The sequence below is a fragment of the Dyella sp. NPDC103356 genome, assembly GCF_055584465.1.
Genome location: NZ_JBVJLZ010000009.1, coordinates 102,339 through 125,494, shown reverse-complemented (window position 1 = coordinate 125,494; position 23,156 = coordinate 102,339). Strand labels below are relative to the sequence as shown.

The following is a 23,156-nucleotide window of genomic DNA, read 5'->3' as shown; positions in this document are numbered from 1 at the left end:
TAAAGTCAGGGCCGGGCGTCCACCAAAGCGAAGGAACGATTCCTTCCATCGCAACCTGCTATCAGGCCGCCCTCACATAGCGCACATGCGTGGCGGTTGATCCCTCAAGAACCCTCTCGATGCGAAATTGCGGCGCGGGCTCGTGCAGGTTCTCGAACAGGCGTCGTCCACCGCCGAACAATACAGGTGCCAGGGCGATTTCCAGTTCGTCGACAGCGCCCAGGTTGAGGTACTGCTGGATCGCCTCCGCGCCACCCGAGATGCGAATGTCACGACCGCCTGCGGATTCCCGAGCCAGCTCCAGCGCACGCTCCGGCCCCTCATTGATGAAGTAAAACGTCGTCCCGCCGGGGCGCTTCCAGGGGGCGCGTTTCTCATGCGTCAGAACGTAAACCGGGGTGTGAAACGGGGCGTCCTCCGGCCAGGAGCTCTCGCCCTGGTCGAACATTCGCTTGCCCATGATGTTGGCGCCGCAACGCTCGTTGGTGCTGCGAAGCAGGTCGTTCACCGGGCCTGTCTCACCCCCGGGTCCGAGCTTGAGGAGGTTCTCGCGGAAGTACTGTTGATTGAGGATCCAGGCCATCATCGCACCCCACTTGGCACCCCAGTTCTTGTACTCGGGTTTGCCCATCGTCATGCCTTCCGGTGCCATGTAGCCATCGAGGCTGAGTCCGATGTTGACGAATACCTTGCTCATGATGCTCCTCCGTATGTTCGAATGTCGGCCTAATGCTGGCATCAGGCGGCTGCGAAGCCATCCGCCTCGAACGAGTTGTCAGGTAGCATAATGACGAATAGGGATCTCCAGAATCGACATCGCAGGCTGAATTTTTAGCCCGGCGACGGAGATGTCCTGGAGCCGGCGTCGGGAACGGCCGGTGCGGAAGATGGCTGGTGGCCAACCGCAAACATCTGCCAAGTAAGCGATGATCCTCGACCCCATGTCTCGCGGTGACCGCGACACACGGGGTCGAACAGACGATTCAGATCCGGAACGTCACGGATTTTGTTCCGAACGGCGTATAGCCATCATCGAAGAAGTACCAGGCGTCATATCGACCCGATGGCAACGCGCCACCGGTGGCTGCTGACAGCGTCACTGAGCCCACGCCGCGCGGCGCGTAGACCCAACGCAGAAGATTGGCTTTCGAGGGAGTGGCCCCTGCCGGAAACACGCCGAGCCAATTCTTGGGACTATGACGCCACGGCGGCGTCGCGTAGTCGAAGCGCAGCGTCTCGTAAGTATTCCCGTGAATAGCGAACGATGGCCGGAACAGTCGATCATTGCCGATGGCCGGGTCGGTCATCGGCTCGCGAAGCCGATGCTGGACGCAACCGGCCACTCGCCTGAAGTAGATGGCATCGCCAGCCACTCGAATACTGGCATCGTACCAACCTGCACTGCCCTGCCATTCGATCGTTCGCTCGCTTCCGGCATCTACCCGGATCTGGAGCGGCTCGTTCTCGTAGTACGCGTTGTCGGTCAACTGAAAAATGCAGGCGCTCAGGCTTGACCGGTTGTCCAGCTTGATAAGCAGATTGCCGCCCAACGCATGCTGCGAGGTGATGACCTCAGGGGCCTGCCCCGATTGCACCATCGCATTCACATCGCCGCGGAACTCGCGCATGAAACCGTTGGGGCCGAATACGGACCAGTCGTAGACACCCTTGTCGCCAACCGACATGGGCGGCTTGGCCAGCAGAGATTTACCTGCTTCGACGGTGTAGTGATAAGGCTCCTGGGTGCTCGACATCGGGTCGCGATAAGCGATGAAGGCGACGCCGGTCGTTCCTGTGTTGGTGAAGCGAAGCGAAAGGTGATCTAAGTCGACTTGAGCGGCGGCGGAAAAGGCATAGCCCAGACGACACGCCGACCGCATCTTTGGAGCCTGCAGCGGAAACGCCTGCGGGTTGGGCACGGCAGCCTGGGCGGTACCGTTCTTGAACGTCGTGCTTGTGTCGATCGGCCGCAGTTGGCTCGGCCTGAAATCAAGGGCCTCGGTAAGATCGCCGCAGACCGATCGGCGCCAGTCCGAGATAGCCTGGCATTGCGTGCTTCCGTGCGCCGCGCTTTCGGTCCCGAGCGCCTTGGCGATCGACCATTGCTCCAGAAACTGCAGCACGGACGTGTGATCGCACAGCTGCGAGTAAACCTTTCCGCCTGCGGTCCACGGAGAGATGATCAGCATGGGCACTCGCGGCCCCAGCCCGACGGGAACCGATGCATAGTTTTCCGCTGAGCCGGCATCGGCCAAGGTCATTTCGCCGTAATGGGGACTGATGGCGGGAATCGGCGGAGGAATATGGTCGAAGTAACCGTCGTTCTCGTCGTACATAAGCATGAAGACGGTCTTGCGGAAAACCTCCGGATGATCGTTTACCAGGACGCTGAGCAACCGGGCGGTGAACGACTCACCATCTCCGGGCGAGGAGCTTGGATGCTCGCAAAACTGCGCCGGCGCCACGATCCATGAAACGCGTGGCAGCCCGGATTTCACCGTGCCCAATGCGGGGTTATCAGGCTCCATGCCGGCTGCAACGTCCTTGGCGAACTCGGCGATGATGGCATCACCGGTCTTTCCCGCGTTGGCGGCGAATACACGCCCACGCTGATACAGCGACTGAAAATAGGGATCTTCGGACTGATTGATCGGCTTGCCGCTGTTGTCGATGCGGAAATTTTTGAAGTACTGAAGGTAGTTGTCACCGTAGTTGTCGTACTCCTGGTAGACCTTCCAGGTGATGCGATTGTCTGTCAAGGTTTCTGCGTAGGTCTTCCAATCTGCAATGCCGGCGTTGACGGCCGCGTCTCTTGCCTGGGGCGTCTGCCCATACATGGCAGGCGTGATGTCCGTGTTGATATCGCACTGAATATCGGAGACGTAACCGCAGCTACCGTAGTTGTCCGGGAAATTCATGGGCGGTGGAACCGTTCCCGACCATAGACAGAATCGGTTAGGGTCCGTCGCCGCAAAGATGGAACAGTGGTAGGCATCGCAGACGGTGAAGGCATTGGCGAGCTGGTAATAGAACGGCAGGTCTTCGGCGTTGAGGCAGCCCATCGATTGCCTGCTCTTCAAAGGCACCCAGGTGTCCCAGTTGCGCCACGTATCTTGCGAAGCCTTCCAGCTATGGTCCAGATCCGTCATGTACTGGTACTGCACATTGCCTGGCTGGTTGAGCCTGAAGGGCAGCACGTAATGGGTGGACTGCGCCGCGCGGTCGGTGTCGTACCAGCCGGATGGCGTGGTCCAACTGGCGTAGGGCACGTGCGCACTGAAACCTCTTGAGCCAGGATTCAGGCCCTCCGGTTGGTACCAGACATAGTTTCCACTGGGCATCGGCACAGGCCGCGGGTCACCGTAACCACGGACACCGGGAAGCATGCCGAAGTAGTGGTCGAACGACCTGTTTTCCTGCATGAAGATGATGACGTGTTCAACGTCCGCCAGGCTTGGATTGCCGGTGGGGTTGTGCGGCTCGATGGCCAGCGCTTTTTCGATGAGGCCCGGCCACGCCGATAGCGCAGCCAACCCGCCCGCCGTTCCTGCAGTCATTTTCAAGAAGCGTCGGCGCTTGAGATCGTCAATCTCGCTCATGAGGTCTTCCGGGTGGTTAACAGATATTGTTGATCTGCAAGTTCACTCCGAATTTGTTGCACGCGGACTTCAACGAGGCGCCATCACCTCGCCGCAGTTCACAATTTGCGACATTGGCCAGCGCTTATGCATCAGGCTGCGCTACTACCTTGCGAGATGTCTTCGACGACATCGAAGTCTTCCACCATCGAACCTGTCGCCACAGCTATCCCGGTGACGTCAGCCACGAGCCTTCGAAATGCCTCTTCGTGAGGCCGGTAAGTGTCTTATTATTCGGCGCAGCCCACGTTGAAGGAATAAACCATGTTTTCCGGCTTGAGCGCCTTTCCGCTGACTCCCTTGAACGAAGCGGGCATCGACGAGGCCACGTTTGTCCACCTGATCGAGCGCCTCGCCAGCTCCGGGGTCGATTCCATCGGCGCCTTGGGTTCGACGGGCAGTTATGCCTATCTCACGCGACAGGAGCGGCTGCGCGTCGCACAACTTACCGTCCAGCACGCGGGAGATGTTCCTGTGATCGTCGGCATCGGCGCGCTGCGCACGCGTGACGTACTGGAACTGGCACAGGACGCGCAAAAGGTTGGCGTGCGTGGCGTGCTGCTGGCCCCCATGTCCTATCAAAAGTTATCCGAGGATGAAGTCTTCGGCCTTTTTGACGCCGTGACGCGTTCTCTGTCCGTGCCGCTATGCGTATACGACAACCCGACTACCACGCATTTCGAATTCAGCGATGAATTGCATGGCCGGATCGCGCAACTCCCCCATGTCGCCTCGATCAAGATTCCAGGCGTACCCGCCGACCCCGACGCAGCACGCTCGCGCGTTGAACGGTTGCGCGCTCTGATCCCGGCGCATGTGACGATCGGCGTCAGCGGCGACGCATTCGCTGCCACCGGCCTGAACGCGGGATGTGACGCCTGGTATTCGGTGATCGGGGGTCTGTTCCCGCAGATCGCCCTGGCGATTACGCGCAGCGCCCAAGCAGGGAACGTGCAGGAAGCCGAACGGCTGTCCCAGCGGCTCGCGCCTCTGTGGGCGCTGTTCCTTCAATACGGTGGCTTGCGCGTTATTGCTACAGCCGCCGAACTTCGCGGGCTGGCTGCCAGTAGCCTGCCCTTGCCGGTCAAGCCGCTCCAAGGGGATGTGAAGCAACGCCTCCATGCCATTCTCGATGAGCTGGAGCTGGCCTGAGACGGCCGTGAAACATGTCGTCGCTCGCGATGACGATGCTCGGCGGCAGTGCCATCGCCACTGTGACCGGGTATGACCTCCCCTTTGGAATGATCCCATCATGTCTGTGTCTTATACCCATCGCCTCGCGATCGCCACTTCCATAGCCGAGCCTGGCATCCACCCGGATGACAAGCACCTCGTCGCGTCACTGAAAGGTTTCGGCGTCGAGACGATGGCTTGCATCTGGAATGATCCAGCCGTGGATTGGGCCGCATTCGATGCTGTGCTGATACGCTCGATCTGGGACTACTTCAAGCATTACGCCAGCTTCAAGCAATGGCTGGCTCAGCTGCCCGTGCCGACGATCAACAACAAGGAGCTGCTGCTCTGGAATAGCGACAAACGTTATCTGATCGAGTTGGAGAAATACGGGGTTCCGATTATTCCCACACAAGTCGTGCTGGCATCGCAGTTGCAGAACACCTTGTCGGCCATGCCTGCTCGTGAAGTGGTGATCAAGCCAACGGTAAGCGGCACGGCATGGAACACGGTGCGCGGCGTGGCCGGCGAGACGGAGTTTGAACAAGCTGTCGCACGGCTTCCGCTAGAGCTTGATTACCTGGTGCAGCCCTACCTGCCGGAGGTTGCGAGCGATGGAGAATGGTCCTTGCTGTTTTTCGGCGGCCAATACAGTCACGCCGTCATCAAGCGACCCAAGGCTGGCGATTATCGTGTACAGAGCGATTACGGCGGTGTCGCCCAGGCAGCCGAACCCAGTGCGAGCCTTCTTGCCAGCGCGGCTCGTGTCCTGGAGGCCGCAGCGGCGATCGGCCACGCTGACGGAGCCTATGCACGGATAGACGGGGTTGTCTCTGAAGGACGTTTCTTGCTGATGGAGCTGGAAATGATCGAGCCCTTCCTGCATCTCGGACACAGAGCAGACGCGTCAGAACGTTTTGCCGCTCATTTGTTCAAGCGATTGACAGGCTCGGCGAGCCATGTCGCCGGATAGGATCGACGTCACCACGTTATTCGACACAGCGTCGGGTACGAAATGCCAATGAATAGCAGTGCAGCGACTGCGCGCCAGCGCCCTCTGATTCATTGGCATTTAGAGGTTCTATCGATCCCTCTCCTCGCCGACTACCTGAACGTCGCGAGCCACTGCAACACGGCTTGCGAGAGCTCCGCTCGCTTGTCGGAATATGCATGGTCGGTTGCCAGATGAAGCGTCGTCACCCGCGTATCGCCCGCCTGGCGAAGCGCGGCGGCGAAGGCGTCATCGACAGGTGCCAGTCCATCGTCCGAGGTCATGACGAGTACCGGTCGATCCTTGATCGCTCCAGCCTTCGAGTGAAATGCCCATGCAGAGGCATGGTCTGAAAGCTCCTGCGCCAAACCATCCGGCGTGCATCCGCTGAGCGGTGCCATGCCTTCATTGGCCAATAGCGCACTCATCTTCTTTATCCCGGCTGCCTGCGAGTCCTGCGTTTGCATCTGGCTCAACATCCCGGCCATATCGGCTCCCGAGATCATCGCGATGCCTTTGATGGCAGGGTCGGCGGACGCGGCCTGGACGGCCATGAATCCACCCATGCTGTGACCTACGAGTACGATCCTGGAGGGATCCAATCGCAGCCGCTTGGCGTTTTCGGGCTTGCGCAGATAGGCGATGACCGCCGCCACGTCATCGATACCGTGCGAGAAGGAGAAATCCCCGGATGAACCCCAAGACCCGCGATAGTTGAAATAGAGAACGTCCCACCCTGCCCGCCGCATGTCCTGCGCAAGATCCAGGTTTCGCTCGTTTCCCGGAAAGCCATGCAACAAAATCACGACCGGATGTGGCCCGACGCCCGCCGCCACATAGACCAGCGCATTCATCGGCGATCCATTGCTGGGAATCTGCATGGTCTCCATTGATGCCTTTGTCTCGCCTTGCAGCCTGGCTGCCGGCTCGACCTTGGATGGCGTGTCGTCAACCATGGCACCGTCATGGGCATGAGCGGTAGAGAACGCTATGCACAGCAACAGATATGCCGCGAACCATGCGGACTTCACGCAGACATTCATCTTGTCTCCTGGAGTGAGATGCTCGGAACCGGCAAAGCGGCCAGACCGAACTCTAGGGGGAAAGCACCTTGTCGGGGAAGCCATTCCGTTTCCTGTGCAAAAAGAGTGGCGATCGACGCCCTGGCTGATGTCCTCAGTGAAATAGTGAAAAGGGACGCAATTTCAGGAATTAATAAATTAAGCTATTTTCTTAAATTACAATAGTGTATATCGCGAATATGCGGTCATTAGTGCAGGGAATATGCCGTATGACATGTAGCGGCGCTTCGACGCCAGCCTGACATTGCATGCTGGACATTTAGGTAAATGTGGGGATGGGCCTGGGGAATGACCGTGCTTCGGTCATAGGCATTCAAGCCTTTGCAGCCTGAGAATTTGGACGAAAACAGCTGGCTGCCGATGTCGCTATTTCACATGGTTGAAGTAGGGAAGCTATGGCCAGCAGCAACGACTCAGATGCAGAACATCTCGACCGGCACGTCGCTGCGATGCGTCGCTTGGGCGAGTTGCCCGGCGTCATGCAGGTCGGTTTTGGCCTGAAAGAAACCCGTGGGGAAGTTTTACCCGTATGGGCGTATCGGGTTTACGTGCGCCGGAAGCGGCCTCGCGACGAATTATCCAGCGAGGAAATAATCCCCGCGGAAATCGACGGCATAAAGACCGACGTGCATGTGTATACACATGTCCAGCATCACACCAAGACGCCCTCTATCGCCCCAGGCGACGAAATCCAGCGCTGGCTACCCAATAACCCGCAAGATGCTGGAACGCTGGGACTGATTGTTCGCAAGGGCGGCGCCCGCCACATCCTTACGTGTCACCACGTACTCATCGACAGCTCGTTGCTGCTCAGCGGCAACGCGGATGTCTACGATCCGCATCGCAAGAGCTGCGCCGGTATCCAATGCAACAACCCTGTAGCGGCGATCATTCCCAACCAGGGCATGCGCCAGAACTACACCTATGCAGCGGACAGCAAAATTTATTGGGTTGACGCCACCATCGCAACGGTCAATGCGGGGGTCGACTCAAATAACGCTATCCCAGGTATCGGAGCGCTCGATCAGGGGGTTCGCGATCTCTCTACCGAGCCCCTTAGTGGCAGTGCGCCAACGAGTATCGTCACGGTGCAAAAAGTGGGGCGAAGCACCGGCTTCACTCAGGGCGTGGTGGTTCAATTGTTCTCAGTCATATCGGGCGACACGGTATGGGATATCCGCATCAAACCCTCGCCGGGCTATGCCTATAGCGCGAACTTCGAGCTTGCTGCGGGGGTCGACCCGACTCTCATTATCGATGTGTACAACAGCGATACCAATTTGGGCGTTACCGCAACGCTGGATACCTCATCGGGAAAGAACGTCATCAGGCTGAGCGGTCATGTGTTCTCGCTTCCTGGCGACTCCGGCGCGATCGTGGTGGACAACCAGCGAAAAATCGTCGGCCTGCTGCACGCCGGCTCGGTGGTACCCGACGTAAACGTGATGCAGGATGGGAGCATTCAGACTGTCCCCCTGGAAACAGGCAATACCTACGCGGCTTTTATCAACCCTTGCCTGGTTGCCATGGGTATGGACCTGGCAACGGCAGTGGTGCAGCCCGGCTCGCCCTCGGCGGGCGCGGTCGTGGAAGGCGAACTGCCGCTCGCCGCGCGCGAACGCGATTGGCATGCGACACCGCAACGTATCCTTGGAGAGGTGGAGCAACTGGCGGAGCGCTCGCAGACCGGCCGGCGCATGCTTGGCTTGGTGCAGCAGCACTATCCGCAGATCGCGCGTCTCGTGCACCACCGCCGACGCGTGAAGGTGACGTGGCACCGCAATCGCGGTCCCGCCTTCGCCAACCGTCTGTTGCACGCGCTTGGCGAGCAACAGGGCACGTTTCCGGAGGAGATCGGCGATGTGCATCTGTGCGATGCGCTCGAGCGCTTTCGCGCCGTCCTGATGATCGAGGGCGACGACGCGCTTCGCGCATCGCTGGAACGGGATGGCGACTTGATCGTCGACCTGGCCAGGAAGGCAAGAAGCCTGCCAGAGCTCCTCAAACTTATCGAGGGGGAGCCGTAGCCATGCTTCCCATCGTCAATGCGCGTGGCGTTCCCGGTTGTGCCGGAGCATTGGCTCGCGGGGCGGACGGGGCGCGCTACCTGGTGAGTTGCTATCACGTGCTGTATGGACACGGCGCTACCTCGGGCGATCCCGTGTTCGCGATGGACGAGTCAACGGGACGGCGGCGTTATGTCGAGCTTGGCCGTACCGTCCGTGGTTTCATCGGGCATGTCGATGGAGGGAATGTCGATGGACAGACGCACGCCTCCTTCGTCGATTGCGCCATCGCCACCCTCGACAAGGCGACGGAGCTCCCGCCCGTACTGCGCGACACGCTTCACGCCATGGCCTGCCCCGGCGGCGTGGGCCATGCGGAACGGGGCTCCCGAGCTTTCAAGGACGGCTGGATCAGCGGTCGCACCGAAGGTGTCGTGGTCGATACGGCGCACTACGAACGCCCCTTCTTTGAAGACGGTCAGCGCGACTCACCAGGGCAAATCCTGATCCAGTCGCTCGAAGACGAACGCGCCTTCTCGGTAGCGGGGGAATCGGGCAGCGCCGTGTTCGACGAGCGCCGTCGGCTTGTCGGTTTCCTGTGGGCATGCAACGCCGCCGGCGAAGGCATCGCCTTCCCTGCGCAGGCTGCACTGCGCCAATTGGGTGTGACGGTCGAATCGACATACGGGAGAGGCGGCGATGAGCGATGACCCGAACACCGTTCACAAGCCAGGCGACGTCATCGGCAACCCGTCTGCATCCGATGACAGCGACTCCGGATCGCTGGGCTGCTTTGCCCGCAACCGGGCCGATGGCTCGGCCGTATTGCTCAGCTGTGCGCATGTCCTGTTCGCCAATATCACCGATGGCAACGCATTGGCGATCTATTCGCCCGCATCGCACTCCACCTGCTGCACCCATCGTCAGATCGCCTCTACGCTCAGGTCGTGGGAAGAAGGTTTCGGCCCGCTGAACAACGCCGGTCAAGCCAGCACGGTGAGCATGACGGCAGCCGGCGATCCCACCACCTATAGCGGCTGGGAGACGGATGCCGCGATCGCGCAGCTCCAGCCCAACGTGCTTTACAGCAACGAGTTGCCGGGCGGCCTGGGCATGATCACCGGCGTACCATCCAGCGGCATCGGTGTGCCGGCGGGGCCGGCGTGGGGAACGCCATGGACCGATGCCCAGGTAGTTCGTTTCTTCAGCCCGCTCACCGGCAGGGTGCATTACGGCACGCTGGTGCCCCCCGATCATCCAGGCACCTATACCAGCGGTGGCAGCGGTGCGGTCGATCCGTTGCGATGGCCCTATCCCGCATACGATTCGAGCGACGCCGCCAGCAATGCGCGAGGCACCATCGGCGCCCTGCTGGCGTTGCCTCGTCCCGGCCCCGGGGAAACCTACACCGATTACAGATCGCGGCCGCTACTGTTCGGACAGCCCGGCGATTCAGGCAGTGTGGTGGTCAACAACGCCATGCAGGTCATCGGCATACTCGTTCGCTCCGGCCCGCACCCCCGCGGGCTCGACAATGCCGCCTATTTTGCGGCCTGGCAGCAATCGGAATGGATCGCCGCAAACAGCATCGGCTGGATCGTGCCCATCCAGCTTGTGCTCAATCGGCTCAATATCGAGATCCCGGCCAGTTACGCGCAAACGACCATGCCGTCGACCAGCGCCGTCGCTTTTGGCGTGCCGACGCTGGAGACGGCCGCCGAGTACCGACTGGAACGTGGTCGTCAACGCATCGCCGATGCACTTCGTACCTCGCGCATGGGCAAGCTGCTGCTCGGCAAGATTGGGCAGCATCGCGTCGAGGCGCGTCGCATTGTCCTGGGCAATCGACGCGCGCAAGTGGTCTGGCAACGCCACCAGGGGCCCTCGTTCATACGTCATTGCGTGGAAAACATGCGCGATTCGACACATCGCATTCCCACGTCCATCAACGGTGTGGCAAGAACGGATTTCGTCCAGGCCGTCACCACCTTGCTTGCGCGGTATGGCAGTCCATCGCTGGCGCGCGACGCGGCGCGGTTCGAGCGGATCATCACCGTGCACGGCATGGACGTCACGACGCTCGATGAAGTACCCACGATTCTGGCTGGCCTGCGTCGTTCGCGCGGCACCGATCAGGGCATGCCGTCATGAGCGACTCACAAGGCACTGTCGCCCTCATCCTCGGGGAAATCCACAAAGTCTTCTCGCCGCTCGCCGCTGGCCTTCGTCCCGAATCAGCGCCTGGCTTCTTTGCCTCGCTGGGTGTCGGCATGACGCCGGCGCAGGTCTCCGCGTTGGCGTCCGCCTTCTCCACCACGCTCAACGACATGGAGAATTTCGTCAGCGTCGTGCAGGAGTTGGTCCAGGCAAGCGATGCTTCCACGGAGATCGAGAAAGGCGTTGAAACCGCGGTCAAGCTCGCACGCGTCATCGCCGATATTCCGCCCTTGATGAGCGCGCTCGGCAGCCTTCCCGGAGTGACTCCGGCGGTCATCGACGCCCTGCCCGATCGGCTGTTCTCACTGTTGCTGGCCGACTACCTTGGCCGTAGCCGTGGGCTCAACGAGGTGCTGGAATTCACCGGCATCCTCGAGCGAGAAGATTTCAACCTCGACTCCACCGATCCGACCAAGCCGTTCTACACCGTCAACACGTTTCACTTCGATCGCGTGGGAGGCTGGCTCAGCAACCCCACCCAGCAGCTTCAGTCGCTGTATGACTGGGGTAGCGCCGCGTTCGACGGGAAAAAGCTGTTGCAGGCGCTGGACACCTTTTTTGCCATGCTCGGCCTGCCGGTCAGTTACGACGACTCAGGGGCAACGCCGACGCTCGACCTGGTCGGCATCGAGGTGGTGCCCAAGACCACCGTGACGCCCAAGGGGTTGGCCATCACGCTCAAGGACAAGTCGGCGCAGTCGACGCTGTCCTTCGACGGCGTCGACTGGACGGTCACGCTGACCCTGGAGTTTGGCGTACTCGCCGGCACCGAGATCGTGGTGCAGCCCGACGGCAACATCATCGTGACGCCGCCGGGCGCAGCCACCGTTTCGGGCAACAGCACGATCGCGGTCATCAAGCAACGCGATGCGACCAACCCTATCGTGCTGCTTGGACAACCCGGCAGCAGCAGGCTGGAAGTGCAGAAGCTCGAACTGGATCTGGGCGCGGGTTTTACCTGGAACGCCGGCAAGGCCAGCGGCAGCTTCAGTATTGGAGGCGCGTTGGGTGGCGGCAAACTGGTCATTGGCATGGATCAGGCCGATGGCTTCATCGGTACGCTGCTCTCGGGCGTGCATGTGGAATCGGATTTCGATCTCGGCTTTGGTTACTCCACTGACCATGGTTTCTATTTCGTCGGTGCCGGCTCGCTGGAAATCCAGATGCCGATGCATCTCGACCTCGGTCCTGTCGAGATCAGCGCACTCACCTTCTCGGTGGGTATCAAGGGCCAGCAGTTTCCGGTGGGATTGGCGGTCGATCTCAATGCCTCGCTGGGCCCCTTGCAAGCCGTGGTCCAGCAGGTGGGCATCGAGATCGATTTTGCACTGAAGAACGATCGCAGCGGCAACGCAGGTCCGATCGATGTCAGTGTCGGCTTCAAGCCGCCCAAGGGTGCCGGCCTGAGCATCAATACCGGTCTGGTGACCGGCGGCGGCTACCTGTCGTTCGATCCGGACAAGGGCGAGTACTCCGGCGTGGCGCAGCTGTCGATCGCCGAGATCGTAACGGTCACTGCGATTTCGCTGATCACGACCAAGATGCCGGATGGTTCCAGCGGGTTCTCGCTGCTGCTGATCATCACCACCGACTTTCCGCCGTTGCAACTGGGCTTCGGCTTTACGCTCAATGCGGTCGGCGGCCTGCTCGGTTTGAACCGCTCTGTGCTGCTCGACGTGCTGCGCGATGGCGTACGCACCGGCGCGGTCGACAGCATCATGTTTCCCACCGACGTCATCGCCAACGCGCCGCGCATCATCAGCGACCTGAAAGCGGTCTTTCCGCCACAGAACGGCACCTTCCTCGTGGGCCCCATGGCGAAGTTCGGCTGGGGCACGCCGTCGCTGATCACGCTCTCCCTCGGCGTCATACTGGAGATCCCGCCGGGGAACATTGCCATTCTTGGTGTGCTCAAGGTGGCACTGCCCGATGCGGATCTTGCACTGATCCAAATCCAGGTGAACTTCGTCGGCACTCTGGACGTCACCCAGCAGCTGATCGCTTTCGACGCCAGCCTGTACGACTCGCACGTGCTCTTCATGACGCTGGAAGGCGACATGGCGGTCCGCCTGAAGTGGGGCGACAACGCCGGCTTCGTGTTGTCGGTGGGCGGCTTCCATCCTTCGTTCACGCCACCGCCCGGGCTCAACCTGCCGGCGACGATGAAGCGCCTGAGCATCAGCATCCTCGATTACGACTGGGCGAAGATCAAGGTGGACTGCTATTTCGCCGTCACCTCGAACACCGTGCAATTCGGTGCGCACCTGTACCTGTTCTTTGGCGTGGACGACGCCAACATTTCCGGCCAGCTCGGTCTCGATGTGCTGTTCCAGTTCTCGCCGTTCTACTTCGTGGCGCTGATCACCGGCTCGCTGGGCATTTCCGTGTTCGGCTACGACCTGCTCAGCATCGACTTGCGTTTTCAGCTATCCGGCCCATCGCCCTGGCGCGCCAATGGCACCGGCAGCATTTCGATCCTGTTCTTCAGCTGCGACGTGAGCTTCGACGTGACCTGGGGCGATGCGAAGGACACGTCGCTGCCGCCCGTGGATGTCATGCCTATCTTTCTGGGCGAGCTCAACAAGCAGGAAAACTGGCGTGCGCTGCCGCCGCCGTCGAGCAATCTGCTGGTGTCGCTGCGCCAGCTCGATCCCTCGCTGCTGATCCTGCACCCGTTCGGCGCGCTGACGGTATCCCAGCGCGCCCTGCCCTTGCACCTGAAGCTGGACAAGATAGGCAACCAGAAGCCCGACGACGTCGACCAGGTCGATATCGCCGGCGCCAACAGCGGGTCGGTCAGTCTTTCCGTGAGCGATGCCAACGAGCAGTTCGCCATCGCCCAGTTCCAGGACATGTCCGATGCGGAAAAGCTGTCGCGTCCGTCGTACCAACCCATCAAGGGCGGCGTGACCATCGGTGCGAACACGGCCATCCAGTCCAGCAAGATGACCCGCCGCACCATCGACTACGACATCACCATCATCGACAGGCAGCCACGCAAACCGCTTGCGCTCGGCGCGCTCTATCGCGCGAGCAGTGTGTTGTTCCACCCCTTCCTGAGCGGCTCCACCGTCGCGCGCTCGTCGCTGTCGCAGCAGACGAAATCTCAACTGCGTCCCTACGCCGACATGATTGCGGTAGGAGCGGAAAGCTTTACGGTCAGTAATCTTCAAGACAACACGCCGTTCGACGCCAGCTCGACCTTCGGCAGCGAAGCGGCGGCGCGACAGTACATGCAGGAACGCCTCGCGGCCACACCTTCATTGGCCGGCGCCATTCACGTACTGCCCGCCTGCGAGGTAAACGCGCCGTGAGCGACCCGACCTATTCCTTCCTGCCGTGGTTGCGCAGCGGCGTCGCCAACAGCATCACGCAGGCGGACGGCGACGCCAGCATCATGGTGCGCGCGACCATTCCCGTCGACCTGACATTGAGTGGCACTCAGCTGGATGGAAGCGCCACGACGCAGACGGTTCATCGCGATGTGAGCCTGTACGGTCCCGGCGATATCGTCGGTATCGAAGGCAGAGCCATCGTCAAGGTTGACCCGCGCGACTACATCACCAACTTCGAGCCCAACTATCTCGCCTACGTGGAGTTCTACGACGAGGATTTCCCCTGGCGATACACGCCCGCGGCCGCCGATGTCGGCAAGAGCCGGCTGCGGCCCTGGATCATGCTGGTCGTGTTGAAAGAGACCGAGTTCACCGACGGCAAGGACATATCGGGCAAGCCGCTGGGATACATCGAACTGGCGTCCGGCGTGGACGGCAGCAGCGTCTTCCCCGCGCCGTCCGAACTGTGGGCATGGGCACACGTGCATGCGAACGTCGACCTGTCCAATCAGGGCAACGAAGCGATCGGCGGCGTGCTCGACAAGCTGACCCAGACCATCGCTTCCAATGCCGACCTCGCCTATTCGCGGCTCCTCTGCCCACGACGCCTCGAGCCCGATACGGCCTACCACGCCTTCGTCATTCCGGTGTTCGAGAGCGGACGCCTGGCAGGGTTGGGCGCGGACATCCCTGGTACGACCGTGGCGACCGCCTCATCCTGGGACAACCACCAGGCGCAGTTTCCCTATTACTACCGCTGGTATTTCAAGACCGGCGATTTCGGCGATTTCGAATACCTGGTCAAACTCCTGCAGCCGCGCCCGGTCGACAGTCGCGTGGGCGTGCGCGACATGGATGTCATTCATCCCGGCGCCAACCTGCCGCCCATCGACACACCGGTTACATTAGGTGGCGTGCTGAAACTTGGCGGGGCCCTGCGCGCGCCGTTCGCCACGCTGCCGCCGCAGGACCAGGCCCAGGTCACCCAGTACGATCAATGGGACCAACCTTTCCCGCATCCCTTCGAAACCGCGATGGCCGACCGCATCAATCTCGCGGACGACTACACGCGCGACGCAGCGTCCGCGGTCAATCCCGATGGCGATCCCGACCCTGTCATCACTTCGCCGCTCTACGGTCGCTGGCCTGCGCTGGTCAAGCGCGTTCTGAAGGCGAGCGACGGCAGCACTTTGCCGAATGATCAGAACTGGATTCACCGGCTGAATCTGGATCCTCGTTTTCGCGTGGCGGCCGGCTTCGGCACGGATGTGGTCCAGGCCAACGACCAGAGCTATATGGCCGCCGCATGGCAGCAAGTCGGCGACGTACTCGCCGCCAACGAAAAACTGCGCTTCGCGCAATTCGCCATGGCGGCCTCCGCCGGTCTCTACGATCGGCACATCACGACGTTGACGCCCGAGCGACAGTTCCTGCTCACCGCGCCCGTCCATGCACGGGTCATGGGCAGTCCAACCACGGTAAGCGCCCTGGTGCGCGCCAGCGTAGTGCCACCCGTACTCACTTCCGGTGTATATCGGCGGATCACCCGACAAGGCACGGCACTGATGAATCGTCTGGCACTGGCGTCGACGGCGCCGGCCGCCATCGTCACTGGCGTCAATGCCGGACAGTGGTTGACCGCGCCACCCAAGATCGCGCCGACCGGAGCGATCGGCATCGGCGATGCCGTCGCTGCGGTCACGCCGTCCAACGAGCCATCGTGGATAGCGCAACTGCTCGCGCAGTATCCGTGGCTGCGATTCCTGCCGCTGCTGATTTTGCTGATCGCGTTGCTGCTTGCTTTGGGACTTGGCATCGTCGCACTGGTGGCGGTGGCCGTGCTGCTCGGCGCCCCACTGGTGATGCTCTTCAAGACCTTGAGCCAGTGGGCTCAAGCCGGTCAGGTGGAGACGTCCATCCAGGAAGAGCAGCAGACACCCGCATCGGTCGATGCACTGCCGACCGTGCCGAACTTCGTCATTACCGAGCCGGGCACCAGTTTCACGCCGCAACCCGGCACGACGGACAGCATCGAGGCGACGAACTTCAAGCAGGGGCTGCGTGATGCCTACACCTACACGTCCATCCAGTTTCCGGTAGCACCACGACCGCAACTGGACCTTGCGGCGCTGTCCTCGAAGGTGGTCAACGCGCTCAACCCGAGGATCGCCATTCCAAAACGCATCAAGCAGATCGTCTACCTGCCGTCCTGGCTGCTCGACAACATGGTCGAAGACTTCACGCCGGTGATGGCCTATCCGGTATTCGACCTGCCGATGTACAAGCCGCTCAGCAACCTCTCCATCGAATACTTCCTGCCGAATATCAACCTTATTCCAAACAACAGTCTGACGTTGCTGGAGACCAATCAGCGTTTCATCGAGGCCTATATGGTGGGTCTCAATCACGAGATGGCGCGGGAACTGCTGTGGAACGAATACCCCACCGACCAGCGCGGCAGTTATTTCCGCCAGTTCTGGGATGTGAGCCTGCAACTGCCGCCCAATCCCACGCCGGCCGACAAGGAAGCGCTGCGCGACATTCCCGAGTTGCACAAATGGTCACTGCATTCGCAACTGGGCGATCACAACCTGCGCGAGCAGAACGGGGCCGCCGCACTGCTGGTGCTGGTGGTGCGAGGCGAATTGCTCAAACGTTATCCGACCGCGGTCATCTACGCGCAGAAGGCGCAATGGCAAACCAAGAACGGCAAGGTGGACACCAGCGAAGACCGCGCACTGGTGGAGCTCTCCCAGGCTGAGGAAGACAGCGACAAGCCGCCCGAATCCAAGGTGAGACTGCCGCTGTTCGAGGCTAAGGTCGACCCCGATATTTACCTGATCGGTTTCGACCTCACCGCCGAGGAAGCCAAGGGTGGCACCCAGCCGACCGATGACGCGGGATGGTTTTTCGTGATCAAGGAGCGGCCCGGCGAACCGCGGTTCGGCATGCAGGACGTTCCCGCCGGCAGCGGCAAACCTCCGCTGGTGAAGTGGAATGACCTGGCCTGGGTAGATGCCGACGTCGTGCCCGGTGGAGTCATTCAACTCAACAAGACCATTTCACTGCTGCCACCGGTCGTGCCCACGCCGCCCGATCCGCAAAACCAGTCCGACCCTGCCGATGCACAGGCGAAATGGAACCCCTCCACCGACGCGGCCGAACTTGCCTACATCCTCTATCGGGTGCCGGTACTGGTGGCCGTCCACGCCTCACGGATGCTGCCGTCATGACATTCACGGACCTTCAGGCCCAACTGGCGCAGGCCCGGGCGCAAGGCGACGCAGCGCTCACGTCGCTCATGTCGCAGCGCGAACAGCTAAGGTCAGTGCAGCAACAGATCGCCACACTCAAGCGACTGGACAACGGAACCGGGCAGGCGCACGAACAACTGCTCCGTTTGCAGGCACAAGCCGACAAACTTTCGACGCAGCTGGGCCAGGCGCGCCAGGATGCCTCGCAGCTGCGTGCCAGTGCCGTCGGACTGCTCGGCCAGCTCGCGGCACTGGAGCCTCCGCAGCAACAGATCGAGCAACTTGTCGACACGGTGCCGATCCTGCTCTTTCCGGTACGCATCGAAACACGCTTCCAGGTAGCGGCCCAACAGGCCCGCGGCGCTGCCTCGCAACTATGGGTTCGTATCTACCCGGACGATTGCCAGATCGACACCTTCGAGTCGATGCTGAGCGCTACCGAGGTGACCAATGCCACGGCGTTCTGGGTCGCCATGTGGCGCGCCGGCAGCATCGAAGCGCAGGAGCGTGGCGCATGGAGCACCCTGGTCAGTAGCTCGGGCTCGGGCCGGGCGGCCTATGTGATCCAGCAATTTGCGCCCACCAGTACTGCCGCCAAGCCGACCAAGAGTAACCCGCAGGATGTCGTCCTGGTGATCGTGCCGCAGATCACCGTGAGCGCAGCCGAGCAAACCGCCGCCTTCGCTTACTGGATTGCGGTGTGGAGCGCGGATGGTGCGACAGCACCGATCCAGAATGCCTTGACCGCGCTTCAGGCAGCGGTCGGCAACGCACGGGCCGATCAACTGATCGTCGGCTTCGCGCCCGATCCCAACGGATGGGATCCGCCCACCGGTTATACGCGCGCCCAGGTCAACGCGATCTGCGCCGTGCTGGAGTTGCCCGCATCCCCCGTCACGAAAACGGCATCATGGACGCAGGCGGCGAAAGCCTTTGCACTGCCCGATCGTTTCGCCGTGCTGGCGTTTAACCAGGGCGTGCAGGTCAAGAACGTGATCGGCAATCCCATTCCCGATGGCCTGGCCACCACGCCCGATCCTTCGTTGCCATCGGGTGACCAGATCACGGTGACCGATGACGATCTGCAATTCAACGACGATCTGCGCTGGATCGCCGATTTCGATCATGCCGTTGCTGTCGGCATGGGCATCAAGATCGACCTCACTGCGGAGGAAGCCGTCAACGGATTCGATCGTCTGCTCGTCGTCGGCATGCGCTTCTCGTCGGATGAGAAAGAGGGCCAGTCGCTGCTGCAAACGTTGATCACCCACCAATGCGCAAGCAAGGGCGGCTACAGCCTGGTCCCGCAGGGCAGCCCTACCAACAACACCGATGGACAGGGCGCCGCCTACTCCTGGGTCGACGATCCCGATGCCGCCTACGACACGCTGTTCAAGGGCAAGGACGAGTACGCCGACAGTACCGACCCCTTGCAACGCAGCGATGGCGAGTGGTTCGCCAAGGCGCTGGGCATCGATGACGCGATCGTCAAACGCATCCCCAATGCGGGCGGTTTCGATCAGGCCGAAGCGCGCGCCATGAACGTTGCGCTATGGAACGGCACGCTCGGTTATATGTTCGAGGAAATGCTCTCGCCGGTGTTTTCGAAAACCGACGTGGCGTCGACGCGTCAGTTCTTTACCCGCTACGTCTCGGGACGGGGCGCGCTACCGGCCTTTCGTGTCGGCAAGCAGCCTTATGGGTTGTTGCCGGCCATGACGTTCGCCAATTATCACGGCCCGACCGGGCGGGCCGCGGCCGGCCTGCTGGCCGCGCCATGGTCCAGTTACCTGCAGCGATTGCACACGCTGCTGCTGCGTCTTGATGGCGAATGGAAGACGCTGTCCGCGAATGTTGCCCATATCGGTCAGAGTGGCGACCCGCACCAGTTGCTGCTCGACATCATCGGCCTGAACTCAGGCTCGGTCGAATATCACCAGCGCTACGCCGAGAGTTTCGACCAGCTCTACAATAAGCTTGTGCTTGAACTGGGACAGTTCTTCGGCGGGCTGCTTGCCCAATGGTTGCAGCAGCGCGGCGAGGCATTGCTGACGCAGCTCGGAGCCGATCCGACCCTCAAGCCCGCGATCCTGCAGAAGTTCTTCTACGGGCAGAGCGCCCAACTCACCGGTCCTGTCGTCGACGATGTTCCCTTGTCCGAGAGCACCCCCGTTCGCGCCTATACGGCGGACAACAAGAACTACATCCAATGGCTGGCGGGTGCGTCCCTTGACGTTATTCGCCGTCAGGACTTCGGTGGCAACGCAGCACCCAACGCCCTGCTCTATCTGATGCTGCGCCATTCGATGATGCTCTCGCAGTGGGATACCGGCGTGCGTTTTCTGGAGTCGCACGGTCTGGCCAGTGCGAACGCACGGCTCGAGCCGGCATTCATCAACGTGCAGACCGCACCCAACACAGGCGAGAGCAAGTTCAGTCAGTTGTATCAGCCGCAGCCTGCGATTACCGGCGGCGCAGCGGCAACACTGGCCGACTACGTATTGTTGCCCGCCGTCCTGCACAGTGCGGCCGAAGCAGAAGATTTGAACGAAGTCGTGGCTGCCCTGGGCCGACTTGCCGGACTGCCTACGGCACGTTTGGAGCGGCTATTTACCGAGCACATCGATTGCTGCAGCTATCGCCTCGATGCCTGGAAGGCTGGCCTGGTCGCCACGCGCCTGGAAGAGATGAGAGCACCCGGCAATGCGAGTGCATCCGGCCAAGGCATCTACCTCGGCGCCTTCGGATGGCTGGAGGATGTGCGCCCGCGCGCAACAGCATTGGAGGCCGTGCGGCTGGAAGGCGATAGTCAGAAGGTGTTCCAACGGCCCGGCGATGCGCCGCTCAAGTACGACACCGCCAATGCCGGTTTCATCCACGCGCCGTCATTGAACCAGGCGGCGACGGCGGCGATCCTGAAGAACGCCTATCGCGTCAACGCGTCCCCCGCGCATCCCGACACCATGGCGGTGAACCTCACGTCGGAGCGTGTTCGGCAGGCGCAGACCATTCTGGAAGGCATGCGCAATGGCCAGACGCTGCCGGCCCTGCTCGGCTATCGCTTCGAGCGTGGCTTGCATGATGACTACCGGCAGGCGGAGGTCGACAAGTTCATCTACCCGCTTCGTCAGGCCTTCCCGTTGGCGGCCAACAAGCTCAAGAGCACACAGACCGACGGCACGGTGGACATCAGCCTGATCGACGCCGACAACGTGATCGATGGGCAGGCCTTGATCAATCGCACCCAGACGACAGGCAACGCGACCTACCCGTTCGGGCTGACGATCGGCAACGGCCCGGGCCAGGTGCCCGTCGCGACAGCCACGGAGCAGGACGTCATCAACGCACAGGTCGACGCGCTGCGCGATCTGTATGACGCGTTGGGCGACATGGTCATGGCCGAGAGCGTGTATCAGGTCGTGCTGGGCAACTTCGAGCGTTCCGCCGCGGTGAGCAAGTCGCTCAGCTCGGGCGCGCAACCACCGGATATCCAGGTAGTCGACACGCCACGCAGCGGCGTATCGCTGACGCATCGGGTGGCGCTGCATCTCGATCCGACGGTGAACCCGGTCACGTCTCCCAGCAGCGTGCCGATGACGCCGCGCGCTACCGCCGAAGCGCCGCTCAACGCGTGGCTTGCGACCAACATGCCGCCACCTGCCTCGGTGGTGGTCAGCGTCAGTTACACCACGCCCGCACTCTCCGCACCGAAAACCGTGGTGCTCACACAAGCCGATCTCGGGCTGCAGCCGATCGATCTGCTTTACGTCGCCAACCTCGACCTGGATCAGGCGATGGGCGAACTGGACGATCGCATCGTCCAGGCAGTGCGCTATGGCAGCGACGGGCATCCTGATATGGACGTCTCCATCCAGTATCTGACCCCGGTGCCCGGCAAGATCACCTTCTTCGAATTGGCGGCGATGGTGCGCAGCCTGCGCAAGATCATCCTGCAAAGCCGCACCATCGGCCCGACCGACATGACGATGCCGCTGGAGGCCAAGTCCACGGAAGCGATCTGGGACGACGCGGAACTCGCCTCGCGCGTCGATACCGCCATCGCGGCGCTCACCGTGCGGCGCGATGCACTCGTCGCCCTGCAAGCCGACGCGTCCGCACTGGACGACTACGCGCACCTGGTGACCGACGAGTTGCTGCGCTGCGCCCTGCACGGTATCGCCCAAGCTGGCACCGGCCAGATGCATGGCGACATGCGCTCCATCTACGACGCCATCACCGTCAAGCTCAATGCCGTGGTCACCCGCTGGCAAGGCAAGAACAGCGACTTTGCCGCGCTGATGGCTACCTGGCCCTCGCTGGCTACCGACCCGGAACGCTTCGCCCTGCTCAAGCAGGCCGAGCGCCTGATCATGTCCAATACCACCGCCACACCACCGGCGGACCCCAACGTCTATAAGGCAACGATCGACGCCGACAAGACGCAGTTCGACCTGCACCTGTCCGCATTGCAGGTGGTGCTCGCCTTCAACGGCGCGCGGCTGGTCGACTACGCCAATGCCGTGACGGCACTCGAGCCGACAGTCGCGCAACATGACGCCACACCCCTGGACATCAGCGACCAGCAGGTAGCCATCACCAGCCTGCGCGCAACGATCGTGTCGCGCGTCACCGCCGTAGCCAAGGATCTGACCACGCGCATTACTGCCGCCACCGCCATCGTCGGCAACCTGCCGACGGACTCGTCGCAATCGCGCGTGCAGCAACTGCTGGCCGCAGCCAAGCAGGTGCTCGGTGACGAAGCCCAGATCATCCCGCGTTTCGTGTTGTCCGATGCGCATGGCACTGAGTTCAACAACGCCTGGACCGGCTCGTCCTCGCTGCTGACCGATGTGCTCGCCAAGGGGCGCCAATTCCCGGTAGACGACTGGCTGTACGGCGTGGCGCGCGTGCGCAGCAAACTGGGCGCGTGGGAAAATCTCGCGGTGCTGAGCGAGGCGTTTGGGGCTGCGACCCCGGCGCTGGTCCCGCTCCAGCTCCCGTTCACCGCAAACGATCGCTGGTTGGCATTGGAATTCGATGCCGTCGCGGCCGGCCAGGGCGACCATCTGCTGTATACGGCGCACTTTGCCGCCCCCTTCGATCCGGGCGCCGATCAGTGCGGTCTGCTCCTCGACGAATGGCCCGAACTGGTGCCGGCAAGTGACGTGTTATCCGGGCTCACCTTCCATTTCGAGCGACCGAACTCACAGCCGCCCCAGGCTGCCCTGCTCGTGCTGCCATCGGCGCTGCGCGGCCACTGGCAATGGGACGACCTGGTCGGCGCACTGAACGACACGCTCGATGCCGCCAAGGCAAGAGCGGTCGAGCCCGCGCAGATCGACACGACAGACTATGCGTCGTTCCTGCCGGCAACGCTGATGGCGGTGACGCTTTACCAGATCACGATCGCCACCAATCTCGCGCTCAACAACAATATCTACGCGCGCATCGGGAGCTGAC

11 protein-coding genes are annotated in these 23,156 nt (G+C 61.7%); 8 read left to right on the top strand and 3 right to left on the bottom strand.

The window, feature by feature from the left end; all coding sequences use genetic code 11:
- Nucleotides 1-61 precede the first annotated feature (61 nt).
- Nucleotides 62-697, bottom strand: coding sequence for a dihydrofolate reductase family protein (locus ACZ6WW_RS19060; protein ID WP_465275598.1), 636 nt, complete (start codon nucleotides 695-697; stop codon nucleotides 62-64).
- Between the two features lie 286 nt (nucleotides 698-983).
- A complete protein-coding gene (locus tag ACZ6WW_RS19055) occupies nucleotides 984-3,599 on the bottom strand; it encodes a phosphocholine-specific phospholipase C (protein WP_465275597.1) in 2,616 nt (871 codons plus the stop codon).
- Nucleotides 3,600-3,902: 303 nt separating this feature from the next.
- On the opposite strand from ACZ6WW_RS19055, the gene ACZ6WW_RS19050 reads away from it, so the two are divergent.
- Both ACZ6WW_RS19050 and ACZ6WW_RS19045 read left to right on the top strand, forming a co-directional pair.
- The gene (locus tag ACZ6WW_RS19050; protein WP_465275596.1) at nucleotides 3,903-4,790 is read left to right on the top strand and encodes a dihydrodipicolinate synthase family protein; all 888 of its coding nucleotides are present in this window, start codon (nucleotides 3,903-3,905) and stop codon (nucleotides 4,788-4,790) included.
- 100 nt (nucleotides 4,791-4,890) lie between these two features.
- Nucleotides 4,891-5,784, top strand: a complete 894-nt coding sequence (locus ACZ6WW_RS19045) for an ATP-grasp domain-containing protein (RefSeq protein WP_465275595.1) — start codon at nucleotides 4,891-4,893, stop codon at nucleotides 5,782-5,784.
- 131 nt (nucleotides 5,785-5,915) lie between these two features.
- On the opposite strand, the gene ACZ6WW_RS19040 is transcribed toward ACZ6WW_RS19045, so the two are convergent.
- Nucleotides 5,916-6,758: an alpha/beta hydrolase family protein gene (locus ACZ6WW_RS19040; protein ID WP_465275594.1), complete on the bottom strand. Its 843-nt coding sequence runs from the start codon at nucleotides 6,756-6,758 to the stop codon at nucleotides 5,916-5,918.
- Nucleotides 6,759-7,279: 521 nt separating this feature from the next.
- On the opposite strand from ACZ6WW_RS19040, the gene ACZ6WW_RS19035 reads away from it, so the two are divergent.
- The 6 genes from ACZ6WW_RS19035 to ACZ6WW_RS19010 are packed head-to-tail and all read left to right on the top strand — an operon-like array spanning nucleotide 7,280 to nucleotide 23,155.
- Nucleotides 7,280-8,911, top strand: coding sequence for a hypothetical protein (locus tag ACZ6WW_RS19035; protein WP_465275593.1), 1,632 nt, complete (start codon nucleotides 7,280-7,282; stop codon nucleotides 8,909-8,911).
- 2 nt (nucleotides 8,912-8,913) lie between these two features.
- Complete coding sequence (locus ACZ6WW_RS19030; protein ID WP_465275592.1) at nucleotides 8,914-9,600, top strand: hypothetical protein; 687 nt, start codon at nucleotides 8,914-8,916, stop codon at nucleotides 9,598-9,600.
- Nucleotides 9,590-11,041 (top strand): hypothetical protein, encoded by a 1,452-nt coding sequence (locus tag ACZ6WW_RS19025; protein ID WP_465275591.1) that lies wholly within the window; start codon nucleotides 9,590-9,592, stop codon nucleotides 11,039-11,041. The genes ACZ6WW_RS19030 and ACZ6WW_RS19025 overlap by 11 nt, the downstream gene beginning before the upstream one ends.
- Nucleotides 11,038-14,421: a DUF6603 domain-containing protein gene (locus ACZ6WW_RS19020; protein WP_465275590.1), complete on the top strand. Its 3,384-nt coding sequence runs from the start codon at nucleotides 11,038-11,040 to the stop codon at nucleotides 14,419-14,421. Before ACZ6WW_RS19025 ends, ACZ6WW_RS19020 begins: the two co-directional genes overlap by 4 nt.
- Nucleotides 14,418-17,675 carry a hypothetical protein gene (locus ACZ6WW_RS19015; RefSeq protein ID WP_465275589.1) on the top strand — a complete coding sequence of 1,086 codons (3,258 nt, stop codon included), beginning with the start codon at nucleotides 14,418-14,420 and terminating at the stop codon, nucleotides 17,673-17,675. The genes ACZ6WW_RS19020 and ACZ6WW_RS19015 overlap by 4 nt, the downstream gene beginning before the upstream one ends.
- Nucleotides 17,672-23,155, top strand: coding sequence for a hypothetical protein (locus ACZ6WW_RS19010; RefSeq protein WP_465275588.1), 5,484 nt, complete (start codon nucleotides 17,672-17,674; stop codon nucleotides 23,153-23,155). The genes ACZ6WW_RS19015 and ACZ6WW_RS19010 overlap by 4 nt, the downstream gene beginning before the upstream one ends.
- The last annotated feature ends 1 nt before the right edge of the window (nucleotide 23,156 follow it).

Bases quoted from the DNA above. Each gene is read 5' to 3' on its own strand.
- ACZ6WW_RS19060 (WP_465275598.1), bottom strand. From the start codon at position 697: ATGAGCAAGGTATTCGTCAACATCGGACTCAGCCTCGATGGCTACATG.
- ACZ6WW_RS19055 (WP_465275597.1), bottom strand. From the start codon at position 3,599: ATGAGCGAGATTGACGATCTCAAGCGCCGACGCTTCTTGAAAATGACT.
- ACZ6WW_RS19050 (WP_465275596.1), top strand. From the start codon at position 3,903: ATGTTTTCCGGCTTGAGCGCCTTTCCGCTGACTCCCTTGAACGAAGCG.
- ACZ6WW_RS19045 (WP_465275595.1), top strand. From the start codon at position 4,891: ATGTCTGTGTCTTATACCCATCGCCTCGCGATCGCCACTTCCATAGCC.
- ACZ6WW_RS19040 (WP_465275594.1), bottom strand. From the start codon at position 6,758: ATGGTTGACGACACGCCATCCAAGGTCGAGCCGGCAGCCAGGCTGCAA.
- ACZ6WW_RS19035 (WP_465275593.1), top strand. From the start codon at position 7,280: ATGGCCAGCAGCAACGACTCAGATGCAGAACATCTCGACCGGCACGTC.
- ACZ6WW_RS19030 (WP_465275592.1), top strand. From the start codon at position 8,914: ATGCTTCCCATCGTCAATGCGCGTGGCGTTCCCGGTTGTGCCGGAGCA.
- ACZ6WW_RS19025 (WP_465275591.1), top strand. From the start codon at position 9,590: ATGAGCGATGACCCGAACACCGTTCACAAGCCAGGCGACGTCATCGGC.
- ACZ6WW_RS19020 (WP_465275590.1), top strand. From the start codon at position 11,038: ATGAGCGACTCACAAGGCACTGTCGCCCTCATCCTCGGGGAAATCCAC.
- ACZ6WW_RS19010 (WP_465275588.1), top strand. From the start codon at position 17,672: ATGACATTCACGGACCTTCAGGCCCAACTGGCGCAGGCCCGGGCGCAA.